12 protein-coding genes are annotated in these 13,703 nt (G+C 74.0%); 7 read left to right on the top strand and 5 right to left on the bottom strand.

What is annotated here, in order from left to right:
- Positions 1-6: 6 nt before the first annotated feature.
- Positions 7-1,209, top strand: a complete 1,203-nt coding sequence (locus tag ACYVID_RS17245) for a sensor histidine kinase (RefSeq protein WP_460739168.1) — start codon at positions 7-9, stop codon at positions 1,207-1,209.
- A 7-nt stretch (positions 1,210-1,216) separates the two neighbouring features.
- Here the strand turns inward: ACYVID_RS17245 and ACYVID_RS17240 are convergent, their stop codons facing one another.
- Genes ACYVID_RS17240 through ACYVID_RS17225 form a run of 4 tightly spaced genes read right to left on the bottom strand, consistent with a single transcriptional unit; the run spans position 1,217 to position 4,366 of the window.
- Positions 1,217-1,687, bottom strand: a complete 471-nt coding sequence (locus ACYVID_RS17240) for a Fur family transcriptional regulator (protein WP_460739166.1) — start codon at positions 1,685-1,687, stop codon at positions 1,217-1,219.
- Positions 1,684-2,541, bottom strand: coding sequence for a metal ABC transporter permease (locus ACYVID_RS17235; RefSeq protein ID WP_460739164.1), 858 nt, complete (start codon positions 2,539-2,541; stop codon positions 1,684-1,686). Before ACYVID_RS17235 ends, ACYVID_RS17240 begins: the two co-directional genes overlap by 4 nt.
- Positions 2,542-2,549: 8 nt before the next feature.
- A complete protein-coding gene (locus ACYVID_RS17230) occupies positions 2,550-3,350 on the bottom strand; it encodes a metal ABC transporter ATP-binding protein (protein WP_460739162.1) in 801 nt (266 codons plus the stop codon).
- Positions 3,351-3,367: 17 nt separating this feature from the next.
- Positions 3,368-4,366 carry a metal ABC transporter substrate-binding protein gene (locus tag ACYVID_RS17225; protein WP_460739160.1) on the bottom strand — a complete coding sequence of 333 codons (999 nt, stop codon included), beginning with the start codon at positions 4,364-4,366 and terminating at the stop codon, positions 3,368-3,370.
- Positions 4,367-4,447: 81 nt separating this feature from the next.
- On the opposite strand from ACYVID_RS17225, the gene ACYVID_RS17220 reads away from it, so the two are divergent.
- From ACYVID_RS17220 to ACYVID_RS17205, 4 genes are all read left to right on the top strand, one after another.
- Positions 4,448-5,500: a zinc-binding dehydrogenase gene (locus ACYVID_RS17220; RefSeq protein WP_460739158.1), complete on the top strand. Its 1,053-nt coding sequence runs from the start codon at positions 4,448-4,450 to the stop codon at positions 5,498-5,500.
- 84 nt (positions 5,501-5,584) lie between these two features.
- Positions 5,585-7,186, top strand: coding sequence for a RecQ family ATP-dependent DNA helicase (locus ACYVID_RS17215; RefSeq protein ID WP_460739156.1), 1,602 nt, complete (start codon positions 5,585-5,587; stop codon positions 7,184-7,186).
- 438 nt (positions 7,187-7,624) lie between these two features.
- Complete coding sequence (locus tag ACYVID_RS17210) at positions 7,625-9,655, top strand: fatty acid desaturase (protein ID WP_460739154.1); 2,031 nt, start codon at positions 7,625-7,627, stop codon at positions 9,653-9,655.
- Positions 9,656-9,711: 56 nt separating this feature from the next.
- On the top strand, positions 9,712-10,155 hold the full coding sequence (locus ACYVID_RS17205) for a ferritin-like domain-containing protein (protein WP_460739152.1): 444 nt from the start codon (positions 9,712-9,714) through the stop codon (positions 10,153-10,155).
- A 66-nt stretch (positions 10,156-10,221) separates the two neighbouring features.
- On the opposite strand, the gene ACYVID_RS17200 is transcribed toward ACYVID_RS17205, so the two are convergent.
- Complete coding sequence (locus ACYVID_RS17200; protein WP_460739150.1) at positions 10,222-10,491, bottom strand: SHOCT domain-containing protein; 270 nt, start codon at positions 10,489-10,491, stop codon at positions 10,222-10,224.
- Positions 10,492-10,699: 208 nt separating this feature from the next.
- Here ACYVID_RS17200 and ACYVID_RS17195 point away from each other — a divergent pair, with 208 nt between their 5' ends.
- Together ACYVID_RS17195 and ACYVID_RS17190 are read left to right on the top strand one after the other, a co-directional pair.
- On the top strand, positions 10,700-11,350 hold the full coding sequence (locus tag ACYVID_RS17195; protein ID WP_460739148.1) for a TetR/AcrR family transcriptional regulator: 651 nt from the start codon (positions 10,700-10,702) through the stop codon (positions 11,348-11,350).
- Positions 11,351-11,705: 355 nt separating this feature from the next.
- Positions 11,706-13,241, top strand: coding sequence for a hypothetical protein (locus ACYVID_RS17190; protein ID WP_460739146.1), 1,536 nt, complete (start codon positions 11,706-11,708; stop codon positions 13,239-13,241).
- The last annotated feature ends 462 nt before the right edge of the window (positions 13,242-13,703 follow it).

The following is a 13,703-nucleotide window of genomic DNA, read 5'->3' as shown; positions in this document are numbered from 1 at the left end:
GGCGCCGTGCGCTCCCGCCTGACCCTCGCCTTCGGCCTGCTGGCCGTGCTCCTCGTCGGCGCGTTCGTCGCCTTCCGCACCGTCAGCATCTCCGACCTGGCCGAGGACGAGCTGCGCCGACAGGTCCAGCGCGAGGCCCTCGTGGTCGCGACCCTGCTCGGCCAGGGCCTGGAGGAGGACGCCCCGGCGCCGTCCGCCGCTGCGCTCGAGCCCTTCGCCGTCCCTGACCGCGCCGTGGTGGTGACCGTCGCCGACGGGTCGTCCTCACGCATCACCGGCCCGCTGTGGCGCGACTCCGACGCCGACGCCGCCGTCTCGGCCTCCGCGACCGTCGACGGGGTGGTGGTCGAGGTCAGCGCGCCGTTGCGGGACGCCGACTCGACCGCCTCCGCCGCCCTCCCCTCGCTCCTCGCGCTCGGCGGCATCCTCGTCGTCGTCGCCGTGCTCGTCGGCGTGCTCGTCGCCACCCGGCTCGCCCGGCCCTTCGCCGAGCTGGCGGAGGCCGCCAACGCCCTGGCGCGTGGTCGCTTCGACCTGCGACTGCCCGACACCAGCATCGGTGAGGCGCGGGCGATCGGCGAGGCGCTCGACGGCGCCGCCGAGCAGCTGCGCGGCTCGCTGGAGCGCGAGCGCGACCTCGCCCTGCGCGCCTCCCACGAGCTGCGCACACCGCTGACCAGCCTGAGCCTGGCCCTCCACGACCTGGTCGACCGCGACGACGCCCCCGCCGACCTCGTCGAGGCCGCGGCGCTGGCCGCCCGCACGGTCGAGCGGCTGGACAAGGCGGTCGGCGACGTCCTGGAGGAGACCCGCAGCCACCCGGTGGTGGCCGGCGCCCACCTGCCGCTCTCCCTGGTCGTCCCGGCCCTGGCCCAGCGCTGGGCCGACACCCTGTCGCTCGCCGGGGTCGAGCTCGAGGCCGAGCTCGACGGCGACGCCACGCTCTCGCTCACCCCCGGGCCGCTCGAGCAGGTGCTCGACGACGTGCTGCTGGCGGTGCTCGCGTGCAGCGGTCACCGGGTCGGACTCAGCGTGGAGGGTGCCGAACGGCACCTACGTGTGGAGGTACGCGTCGCCGGCGCCCAGCCCGCAGCCAGGGACGTCCCGGCCCTGGAGCGCGCCCGTGGCGTCGTGGAGACCCTCGGCGGCCGGATGAGCGGCGACCTGCGCGAACCCGCCGGGCTCGCCGTCGTGCTCCCGCGCCGCTAGCCCGCGCTCAGCCCTCGTCGGCGCAGTCGCGGCACAGCCCGGACAGTGCCACGTGGTGCGGCTCCAGGGCGAAGCCCTCGGAGGCGGCCAGCTCGCGGCGTACGCCGTCGAGGATCCCGTCGGGGAGGTCGATGACCCGGCGGCAGCTGCGGCACTGCGCGTGCACGTGGTGCGCGCCGTCGGCCGACTCCGCGGGGTCGGCCAGGTGGTAGGCGGTGCCCGCGGCCAGGTGGACGTGGGTGACGACACCGAGCTCGGCGAGGGTCTCCAGCGTGCGGTAGACGGTGGTCAGGTGCATGCCGGGCCAGCGCTCGGCCACGTCGGCGGCGATCTGCTCGACCGTGGGGTGGCCCTCGGCCCGGGCCAGGGTGTCGACGACCGCGCGGCGCGGCATCGTGATGCGGTGGCCGTGCTCGCGCAGGTGGGCCACCACCCGCTCGACGGTGGCGGCCACCGGGTCCTGCCCGCGGGTGCTCACAGGACCGCCGGGGTGCCGGATCGGGTCTGGGTGCGGCCGAGCCGACCGACGCCGGTGAGGGTCAGCACGACGACGAAGAGGCTGGCCCCGGTGAGCACGATCGTGGTGCCGGAGGGGACGTCGAGGTGGTAGCTGAGGTTCATCCCCACGAGGCCGCAGACGGCGCCGATGGCCGTGGAGAGCCACAGCATCGTGGCGAAGCGGTGGGTGAGCATCCGCGCGACGACCGCGGGGATGACCAGGGTGGCGGCGACCAGCGTCACGCCGATGACCGAGAGCGTGGAGAGGATCGCCAGCGAGAGCACCAGCATGAGCAGCGCGTCGGTGCGGGCGACCCGCACGCCGCTGACGTCGGCGACGTCGGGGTCGAAGGTGGCGAAGAGCAGCGCGCGGTAGCGGGTGGCCACCACGCCGACGGTGAGGACGCTGACCACGACGAGGGTCCAGACGTCGGTGCTGGAGATGCCCAGGATGCTGCCGAAGAGCGCGGCGTCGAAGCTCGGGCCGCGGTTGCCGAAGACCGTGAGCAGGGCGACGCCGAGGGCGAAGGAGGCCGTCGTGATGACGCCGATGGCGGCGTCGGCGCCGATCCGGTGCGAGCGCGAGACCCGGTTGATGGCTAGCGCCGAGGCGAAGCCCCAGATGCCGGCGCCCAGGACGTAGCTGACGCCGATCACGCTGCTGGCCGCGAACCCGCCGAAGATGGCGTGCGACAGCCCGTGGCCGATGTAGCTCATCCCGCGCAGGATGACGTAGACGCCGACCAGCCCGCACAGCGCGCCCGCCAGCGTGGCGACGACGACGGCCTTGACGAAGAAGTCGTACGCGAAGGGCTCGAGGAGGGTCTCCAGCACGGCGAGCCTCAGGCTCCGTGCGGGCGGCCGGGGGCGTGGCGGTCGAGGACGACCGGCATGCCCAGGTGCTGCAGGACGTCCATCGGGGCGCCGAAGGTCTGCTCGAGGACCTCGGAGGTCATCACGTCGAGCGGGGCGCCGCGGCGCACGACCGTGCCGTGGAGGGCGACGAGGTCGGGCACGTGCGCGGCGACGCCGTTGAGGTCGTGGGTGGTCAGCACGATGGTCATGCCGTCGTCGTGCAGGTGACCGAGCAGGTGGAGCATGTCGTGTCGGGTCGCGACGTCGATGCCGCTGGTGGGCTCGTCGAGCAGCAGCATCTGGGGGTCGCGCAGGAGCGCGCGGGCCAGGAACATCCGCTGCTGCTGGCCGCCTGAGAGCTCCCGGATGTGGCGGTCGACCAGGTGGCCGATGCCCAGCCGCTCCAGTACCGCGGCGACGTCGGTGCGCTCGGCGCGGGACGGCCACGGCAGCAGCCGGCCGCTGCGGGCCATCAGCACGCACTCCCCCACGGTCACGGGGAAGTTCCAGCTCACGGTCTCCAGCTGGGGGACGTAGCCCACCCGGACCCCCGGGGCGCGGCGCACCGTCCCGGTCGTCGGCCGCTGGGTGCCGAGGAGCAGACGCAGCAGGGTCGTCTTGCCCGCGCCCGACGGGCCCACGACGCCCACGAAGTCGCCGGCCCGCAGGGTCAGGTCGACCCCGGCGAGCACCGGCGTGTCGCCGTACGAGACCCCGGCGCGCTCGGCGCGGACCAGCTCGGTGGCGGGCGCGAGCACGCGGACGGGGGCGACCTCGGGGTGGGTCACGCGTGCCTCGCTCGGGCTCATTGGGGGTAGGTCGCGGTGTCGGGGACAGCCGGGGTGACGTCGAGGGCGGAGAGCTCCGGCGCCTCGCCGCCCAGGCCGGTGATCATGGTGACGTAGTTGTAGCGCATGAGGCCGAGCCAGGAGTGCTCCGGCTCACCGGGCTCCCCGGGCAGGTCGTCGTCGCGCAGCGTGTCCTCGTAGCGCGCGCCGGTCGCGTTGCCGATCTCCTCGAGCGCGTCGGAGGGGAAGACCTCCGAGCCGAAGATGGTGGGCACCTGCTCGGCCTCGATCTGGTCGATGATCCCCGCCACCTCCCGCGGGGTCGGGTCGTCGAAGCTGTCGGGCTGGATCGCGCCGATCACGGTCCAGTCGTAGGTCCGGGCGAAGTAGGCGTAGGCGTCGTGGTAGGTCAGCAGCTTGCGGTCCTCGACCGGCACCGACTCCTGGTCGGCGCGTAGCGCGTCGGAGAGCGCGGTGGCCTGGGCGGTGAAGGCCTCGAGGTTCTCGTCGTACGTCGCCTCGCCGTCGGGGTCGACCTCCACGAGAGTGTCGCGGACCAGCTCGGCGTAGCGGATCGCCCAGGTGGGGTCGGTCCACAGGTGCGGGTTGGGCTTGCCCTCCTCCTCGGGGAAGGAGAAGTCGTAGACGTACTCCGACTCCGGCAGCACCTCCGTGCCGAGCTCGACCAGGCGGGCGCCCTCGCTCATCGTCTCCTCGGCCAGCTCCATCGTCGGGTCCTCGAGCTGCAGACCGTTGACCAGCACCAGGTCGGCCTCCTCGAGCTGCGCGGCCGCGCTCGGCGGCGGCTCGAAGGTGTGGGAGTTGGTGCCCTCCGGCACCAGCCCCTCGACCTCGGCCCGGTCGCCTGCCACCGCGGCGGTGATGGAGGTGATCGGCGCGACGGTCGTGACGATCCGCAGCTCGCCGTCGCCGGCGACGTCACTGCCTGCCGCGCAGGCCGCTAGGGCGGGGGCGAGGGCGAGCAGGGCGAGACCGGCGAGGCGGGGACGCGACATGGGCACGACAGTAGTCGAGAGGTGGTTGCTGTTGCGAAGCGGTTGCAGGACGGCGGAGAACGACTGCGGCAGGATGACCGCGTGCGAGCCGTGGTGATCGACGCCGTCCGAGCCCAGCCCGAGATCCGGGAGGTGCCCGACCCGGTCGCGCCCGACGGCGGGGTGGTCGTGCGGGTGGGGGCCACCGGCCTGTGCCGCAGCGACTGGCACGCGTGGGCCGGTCACGACGACATCGCGTGGCCGCACGTGCCGGGCCACGAGCTGGCCGGCGAGGTCGTGGCGGTCGGCGCCGGCGTACGACGCTGGGTGGAGGGTGACCGCGTCACGGTCCCGTTCGTGTGCGGCTGCGGGCGGTGCGCGTGGTGCGCGGCCGGGGACGCGCAGGTCTGCCCCGACCAGCAGCAGCCGGGCTTCACGCACTGGGGCTCCTTCGCCGAGCTGGTGCCGCTGCACGCCGCGGACACCAACCTCGTGGCGCTCCCTGACCCGGTCGACGACACCACCGCCGCCTCGCTGGGGTGCCGCTTCGCGACGGCGTACCGCGCCCTCGTGGCCCGGGCGCGGGTGCGCGAGGACGAGTGGGTGGTCGTGGTCGGCGCGGGTGGGGTCGGACTGAGCGCGGTCATGGTGGCCCGTGCCCTCGGGGCGCGGGTGGTCGCCGTCGACCGGCACCGGGGCGCGCTGGACGTCGCCTCCTCGCTCGGCGCCGAGCACGTGCTGCTTGCCGACGGTGGCGAGGACCTCCCCGAGGCACTGGTCGAGAGACTGGCGGACCTCACCGCCGGCGGCGCCCACGTCGCCGTCGACGCGGTCGGCAGCGAGCAGACCGCCGCGACCGCGATCCACTCGCTGCGCCGTCGCGGCCGGCACGTGCAGGTCGGGCTGCTGCCCGCCGTCGACGGACACCCGCGGGTGCCGATGGACCGGGTCATCGCCTGGGAGCTGGACCTGCTGGGCAGCCACGGCATGGCCGCGGTCGACTACCCCGGGATGCTCGACCTCGTCGTGGCGGGCACCCTCGCGCCACAGCGACTGGTCGAGCGCACCATCGGGCTGGCCGAGGCCGCCGAGCTGCTCCCGGTCTTCGACACCGTCCCCGTCGCCGGCATCACCGTCATCGACCCGACCCGCTGAGTCCCGCGCGGCTCGCGCCCGAGCGACCAGGGTGTGCCCGGACGGGTGGCCGTGGAACCTCCCGACCTGGGTACTTCCCGGCTCGTGAGCAGCCAGCCCGACCTCGTCCACCTCTCCGCCACCCGCCTCGGCGTGCCCCAGCCGCACGAGGCCCAGCTGGCCGCAGTGCGCTCGCTGCTGGCCGGCCGCGACGTGCTGCTGGTGGCCCCGACCGGCTCCGGCAAGTCGCTGGTCTACCAGCTGGCGGCGCTGGCCTCCGACGCGCTCTGCGTGGTCGTCACGCCCCTGCTGAGCCTGGCCGCCGACCAGGTCCGCAGCCTCGAGGAGCACGCCGGCGAGGGGGTGGCCGCCCGGTGGACCAGCGGCGAGGCAGCCGCCGACCGGGCCAGGGTCGAGGAAGCCGTGCGCGCAAGCACGCTGCGGGTCCTGCTCACCTCCCCCGAGCAGCTCGAGGGCGGCCCCCTGCGCGACCTGCTCGACGAGCACCCGCCGGCCCTGCTGGCCGTCGACGAGGCGCACTGCGTCTCCACGTGGGGCAGCGACTTCCGCCCTGCCTACGCCGGCCTCGGCGCGGTCCGAGAGGCCTGGGGCCGACCGCCGACCGTGGCCGTCACCGCCACCGCGTCGTCCTCGGTGCGCAAGGACGTGCGCCGGGTGCTCGACCTGGCCGACTGCGACGAGCAGGTGCTCGGGTTCGAGCGACCCTCGCTGTCGCTAGGGGTCGTGCGGCTGCACGACGAGGCCGACCGTGCCGGGCTGGTCGGCGAGCGGGTCGCCGCGCTGCGCACCGAGGGAATGGGCCTGGTCTACGCTCGCACCCGCCGTTCGGTCGAGGCGCTCGCCGCGTCGCTGACCGAGCAGGGGCTGCGCGCCCCGGCGTACCACGCGGGCCTCCCCCGCCGCGTGCGCGACGACGTGCACGAGCGGTTCCACCGCGGCGAGGTCGACGTCGTCGTGGCCACCTCGGCCTTCGGCATGGGCGTGCACCAGCCGGACGTCCGCTGGGTGCTGCACGCGCAGGCACCGGAGTCGCTTGACGTCTACTACCAGGAGTCTGGCCGCGCCGGCCGCGACGGCGGACCCGCCAAGGCCGAGCTGCTCTTCCGCGAGGAGGACCTGGCCCTGGGCCACTTCTTCGCCGGCGGCCGGCCGCGCTCGTCCTCGGTGCGCCGGGTGGCCGAGGCCTGGCGCACCGATCCCGCGGCCGACGCCGCGGCTCTCGCCCGGGCCACGGGGCTCGGGCGTCGCACCACCGGGCGCGTCCTCGCGCTGCTCCAGGCCGGTGGCGCGGACCCCGCCTGGGACGTCGACCGGCTCGCCGACGTCGTACGCCGACGGGCGGACGCGGAGCGGACGCTGCGCCGCACGCAGGTCGAGCGCGTGCGGGAGTACGCCGACTCGACCCACTGCTACGACCTGGTCCTGCGCCACCACTTCGGCGACCGGGCCGAGGACCCGTGCGGTCGCTGCGGGACGTGCACCAGCGAGACCGGCGCGGCACCGCTGCACGTGCTCGCCGACCTCGACGGGATCGCCGCCGAGAGCGACGTGCGGCACCGTCGCTTCGGTCGCGGGACCGTCACCGACCTCACCCGGGACACCGTGACGGTGCTCTTCGACCGGGTCGGCTACCGGACGCTGTCCACGGCGCTGGTCCGGGAGCGGGCGCTGTTGCGGCCGGCCTGAGCCCGATGCGGGTGCCCCGCAGCAGATCTGTGACGCGTTCGGCTCGATCCCCGTCCCGCCCGGCGGTGGCGGCGGCGAGGGCGGCACGAGCCCGATCCAGCCCCTGTGCGACGCCGGCCTGCCCCAGGCCATCTGCGACGCGGCCGGCGCCCCCGCACCCGGCGGTGGCGACGGCTCCAGCCCGATCCAGCCCCTGTGCGACGCCGGACTCCCGCAGGCCATCTGCGACGCGATCGGCGGCGGCCTGCCGGGCATCCCCGGCCTGCCCGAGCTCCCGTTCCCCGGGATCGCTGCCTGACACCTGCACCGCCAAGGCCCGGGCCCGCCAGGGCCTGACCTGACCGCCACGGCCGGTCCCCGCCTCGCGGGGGCCGGCCGTCGGCGTACCACCTGCGCGACCCCGACCAGTGCTTGACAGATGATCAGTATTTGTCAAGCATGACGGGATCCCCGACGACCGGAGCCCTCCCCATGTCCGACGCCGCCACCTCCGCGCCCGCGCGCGCCGCCGCCCCCCAGCCCGTGTCCGGACTGCCGGACCCCGGGGAACGGGTGCCGCCGGTCGCCTGGCCGACGCTGGCGCTGTACGTCGCCACGCTGGCGCTCTTCGCCCTCGAGCTCTACGGCGTGCTGGTCGCCGGGTGGTCGCCGTGGGCGACCATCCCGATGGGCACGGCCGTGACGTTCCTGATGTTCAGCGTGCTGCACGAGGCGACCCACCACGCCGTCAGCACCAGCGACCGGCTCAACGACCTGCTGGGGCACCTGTCGGTGCCGTTCGTGGCGCCCTACGGCACGTTCCCGATGATCGGGTTCATCCACATCGAGCACCACCGCAACACCAACGAGCAGAAGTCGGTCGACCCGGACGCGTGGACCAGCGAGGGCCCGTGGTGGCAGCTGCCGTTCCGGTGGATGACGATCGACCTCTGGTACTTCGTCTTCTACCTGCGCCGCATCCCCCAGCGCCCCCGCGGCGAGGTGGTGGCGACCTCGATCATGTTCCTCGGCGTGGTGGGCGGCTTCGCGGCGCTGTTCGCGACCGGCCACGGCACGACCCTGGCGGTCGCCTTCCTCGTCCCGCAGCGGCTCGGGCTGGGGGTGCTGGCCTGGTGGTTCGACTACCTGCCGCACCACGGGCTGCCGTTCACCAGCCGCCAGGACCGCTACCGCGCGACCCGCGTGCGCGTGGGCGGGGAGTCGTGGATGACGCCGCTGTTCGTCTACCAGAACTACCACCTGGTCCATCACCTGCACCCCAGCATCCCCTTCTACCGCTACGTGCGGGCCTGGCGGCGCAACGAGCAGGCCTACCTCGACCGCAACGCCGCGATCTCGACGGTCTTCGGACGCTCGCTGACGCCCTCGGAGTACCGCACCTGGCGCCGCCTCACCGACGCCTACGACGCGGCGCCGGCCACCGGCGGCACGAGCCCCGGGGACGGCTCGACCAGGCCACGCTTCCACCCGCTGCGCGTGCGCTCGGTCGAGCGGCTGACCGCCGACAGCACGGCCGTGACGTTCACCGTCCCCGAGGACCTGCGGGCGGCGTACCGGCACCGTGCGGGCCAGCACGTCACCCTGCGTGCGATGGTCGATGGCCAGGACCTGCGCCGCTCCTACTCCCTGCTCCCCTCCCCCGAGGGCACGCTCCGCGTGGCCGTGCGGCGGATCGAGGGCGGCGTCTTCTCCGGCTACGTCCACGAGCGGCTGGACGCCGGCGACATCCTCGACGTGATGACCCCGGCCGGTCGCTTCGGTCACGACACCGACCCCGCGGCGGCGCGGTCGTACGTCGGCGTCGCCGCCGGCTCCGGCATCACCCCGGTCCTCGCGATCCTGGCCGACACCCTGGCGGCCGAGCCGCACAGCACCGCGACCCTCGTCTACGGCAACCGCACCGCCGCCTCGACGATGCTGCGCGAGGAGGTCGACGCCCTCGCCGAGACGTACGCCGGGCGCCTGGTGGTCCACCACGTGCTCTCCCGCGAGGCCGGCGGCGCGCACCGTGGCCGGATCGACGCCGACCTCCTCACCACGCTCGCGCCGGAGCGGGTCGACGCGTGGTTCCTCTGCGGCCCGGCCGCGCTCGTCGAGCAGCTCGAGGCCGACCTGTCACCGCGCGGCGGCCGGGTCGCCTCCGAGGTGTTCCACACCGAGGAGACCCACGCTCACCTCGAGCTCGACGTCGAGAGCCAGGTGACCGTGACGCTGGCCGGCGCGGAGACCTCCTTCGCCCTGCGCTCCTCCGGCGACACCGTGCTCGACGCCGCCCTCTCGCGCGGCCTGGATGCGCCGTACTCCTGCGCCGGCGGCGCCTGCGGCACCTGCCGCGCCAAGGTGCTGCTCGGCCGAGCCGTCATGGACCAGGACCACGCCCTCGACGACGCCGAGCGCGCCGCGGGCTACGTGCTCACCTGCCAGGCGCACCCGGTCACCGAGGAGCTGCGGGTCAGCTACGACGACTGACCCGGCGCCGTGCGGGTACCTCCCTTGCTCCTGACCACCGAGCAGAGGAGTCGCACATGTCCGACGACGCGAAGGCCGCCAAGGAACTGGTGGAGACCCTGAGGGACGGCGAGAAGGGCTACACCCAGGCCGCCGACCGGGTCCGCGACGGCGACCACGCAGCGTGGGCCGGCACGCTGGAGCGGCTGGCCGCGCAGCGCCGGGAGTTCCGCGCCGAGATCGTCGCCCTCGGCCACGAGTACGGCGACGACGTCGACGAGAGCGGCACCGCCACGGCAGCGCTCCACCGCGGGTGGATGGCGCTCAAGGACGCGCTCACCGGGGACGACCCGCAAGGTGTCCTCGGCGCGGCCGTCACGGGCGAGGACCACGCGATCAGCGAGTACGACAAGGCGCTCGAGCAGGACCTCAGCGAGGGCTTCCGCAGCGTGGTGGAGCGCCAGCGCAGCGCCGTCCAGGCGGCGCGCGACGAGGTGAAGGCGCTGCAGCAGGCCTCCTGAGCGCACCGCCAGCAGAGCGCGAGGGGCCCGGACCGGTCGGTCCGGGCCCCTCGTAACGCGTGCGAACTACCTCGGGTGCCGCAGGGCGGAGACCAGGGCGGCGTGCTCCTCGAGGTCGATCTCGCCCCGCGCCAGCCGTTCGTCGAGCAGCGAGCGCGGATCGGCCACCGCGCTCGGCGGCACGTCCTGCCGCGACACCGCACCGCCCCACGTCGTCACCCGCACCAGGAGCGCGACGAGCAGCGCGAGCAGCAGGAGCTCGCCCAGCATCCCGAGGCCCATCATCGTCCAGCCGGCCCAGCCCCAGCCGTGGCCCCACCTGTCGTCGAACACCATCACGGACCTCCTCGGACCAGGCCCCAGGCAGTGAGGCCGCTACCCCCACGCTGCGCCGGCGACGCTCACGGCACCAGGGGCGATGGGCCCCGGCGCAGGGCCGGTGGTCCTGCTGCCGGACCGGGAGACCTGGGACCGGACCGCGGCAGCGCCTAGCATGGCGCGGCGCCGTCGAGGCGCGACTGCCCGTCCCCAGCCGGAGGTCCCCATGCCCCCTTCCCGCAGCACCTCCGGCGTCTACGGCGGCCGGACGGCGCAGGAGCGGCAGGAGGAGCGGCGGGCCCGGCTGCTGGAGGCCGGGGCCGCGATCTGGATGGCCGAGGGGTGGGCCGCGGTCTCGATGCGCGCGGTCTGTGCCCGCGCCAGGCTGACCGACCGCTACTTCTACGCCGAGTTCGCCAACGTCCACGACCTGCTGGGGACGCTCTGGGACTCCGCCAACGAGCGCGCGCTGGCCGTCGTGGCGCCCGCCTTCGCCGGCACCGCCGGCCAGACCCCCCGCGAGCGGTTGCGAGGGGCCATCGCCGCCTACATCACCCACCTCGCCACCCATCCCGACGACGCCCGGATGCTCTTCGGCGACAGCACCGGCTGCGAGGTCCTCACGGAGCGTCAGCACGGACTCCGGCTGCAGGGCGTCGCCCTCGTCGCCGCGTTCGGCGAGCCGTTCCTCGCGCCCGGGATCGGTCGCGACGTCTTCCTCGTGCGCACCCGGATGGCGATCGGCGGGCTGGTCGAGCTGCTCGCGGCCTGGCAGTCCGGGGACGTCCCCGGGACGGTCGAGGAGATCGTCGCGCACGCCACGACGTACTGCGAGCTGCTCGCGGCCTCCGTGGTCTCGCCCGACCTGGTCACCTGAGTCCTCCCGCCCTCCCACCCTTGACGCGCGCTGGCATCGGGATGACACTTCTCGGAATGATCTGAGGGCATCTGCCCTCACTTGTGGCGCCGTCGGCGCCCGTCGAGGCCGAGAGGACCACCGTGAGGCTGCACCGGACGACCCGTGACCAGCGACGACGAGCCCGGGCGGCAGCCGCGGCCCTCGTCGCCCTCGCCACCGCGGCCACGGCGCTGGGCGCCCCGGCACCGGCCGGGGCGGCCGCGCGACAGGCCGCGCCCGCGCCCCCCGCGGCGAAGGACAAGCCGACCTGCACCCAGCTCCCCGCCGCCGACGGCGACGAGCCCCTGTGCAACCCCTTCCTCGCCGACTCGATGTGGCCCGGCGCCCAGCGCAACTCCTACGCCCAGGGCTCCTCCCCCCTCCCCGCCCGACCGGACCGGCGGACCGCGTCGGCGTCTCCCACGTCGGCGCCACCGGAGCGCCGGTCTTCACCGCCTACTCCTCGCAGTACGCCGACGGCGGCCGCGCCATCTGGGCCTCCACCGTCGGCGTCACCGGGGAGATCCTGAAGCTGGACGCCGACACCCACCAGCTCATCGACAAGTACGCCCCCGGGCTCGAGGGCGGAGACGCGTTCACGGCCCCGACCGTCTCGGGCGCCTACAACCTGCTCGACGCCGACGACCGGCTCATCGTGGGGACCGGCGACGCCCTCCAGGTCTTCGGCGACGCCGAGCCCGGCGTGCGCACCTCGGCCATCGAGCGGCTGCACGTGCTGGAGCTGCCCGAGGATGCGGTCTGCGGCGACGACGCGCTCGTGGGCATCACGATGACCTACCGCGGTCGCGTGGCGTTCGCGACCCAGAACGGCGTCGTCGGGACCGTGCCCCGCTCGCCCCGACGGATGACCGCCGACCGCCTGCGCCTGCTCTCCCTCAACGGACCCGACTGCGACAGCGTGCCTGCCGACTCCCTCGAGCAGGTCTCGAACTCCATCGCCGCCGACGAGGACGGCGGGATCTACGTCGTCACCAGCGAGGCGCTGTACCGCCTCGAGGAGACGCGGCGCGGGCTGCGGAAGGTCTGGCGCTCGCCGTACGGCGGCGCAGGCGAGAGCGGCGCCGGACGGATCGGCGCCGGCTCGGGCTCGACCCCCTCCCTCATGGGCACCGGTCCCCGCGACGACAAGTTCGTGGTCATCACCGACGGCCAGGAGCAGGTGCACCTCGACCTCATGTGGCGCGACCGGATCCCGCGCGACTGGGAGCCGGTCCGGCCGGGCGCGAGCCGCCGGATCGCCTGCGAGGTCCCGATCACCTACGGCCAAGAGCCGGGTGCCCCGTCGGCCAACGAGCAGTCGGTGCTGGTCCGCGGCTACAGCTCGGTGGTCGTCAACAACCTCCAGGGCCTCGACGACGTCCTGAGCCTGCTGCCGGGCCAGGTCCAGACCCTCACCCAGCTGCTCAGCGGCCTGCCGGGCAACGTGCCCCGGGGTGTCCAGCGCGTCGACTGGGACCCGAGGACGCGCACGTGCGAGGTGGTCTGGGAGAACCCGGACGTCTCGATCCCCAACGGCATCCCGACGATGAGCGCCGCGACGAACATGTTCTACGGCATCGGAGCCCGCGACGGGATGTGGACCCTCGAGGGCCTCGACTTCGACACCGGTGAGGTCCTGCTGACGGTGCCGACCAGCCCGCTGCCGACCTCGAACAGCTTCTACGCCGCGACCACCATCGGCCCCGACGGCTCGATCATCACCGGCACCTTCGGCGGGCTGATGCGCTTCCGGCAGTGCGCCGCCGACGAGGAGTGCGAGCGGCTCGACCCGCTCGAGGCAGCCGTCGGCCAGGTGCCCAGCGACCTGGAGGGCCTGCTCAACTACGGGACCGGCCTGCCGAACCCCTGAGGCACCCGACACCCGGCCTACGACGAAGGGCCCTGACCAGATGGTCCGGGCCCTTGGTCTGATCTTTGTAGCCGGGGGCAGGATTTGAACCTGCGACCTCTGGGCGCCATCAGGGGCGTCGCGACAACTACGGAGTCGGGCCGGAAACTACCGATTCACTCGGTGTGGTGAGGGATCCGCTCTCGCTTCCAATCTCAGAGTACCCGTCCAGCACCGAGTAGGACGGGCCCAATGTGGACACTAAATGGACCCCGATCGAATCCGGTCGGGAGCGGACCTAGCTCGGACCCCCATTACTCAGCAGATCGAGGAAGGCTCCCATCTCACGACCGCCCGGGACTGCTGCACGGATAGGTGACATCTGATCTGTGGTGCCGAGAGGTGCCGCTGGAAGGATGTGCGCTGTGCCCAAGCCCTACCCCAAGGAGTTCCGCGACGACGTCGTGCGCGTGGCGAGGAACC

The sequence above is a fragment of the Nocardioides ginkgobilobae genome (genome assembly GCF_054781275.1).
Note: the sequence above shows the minus strand (reverse complement) of the source record. Positions and strands in the feature narration are given on the sequence as shown.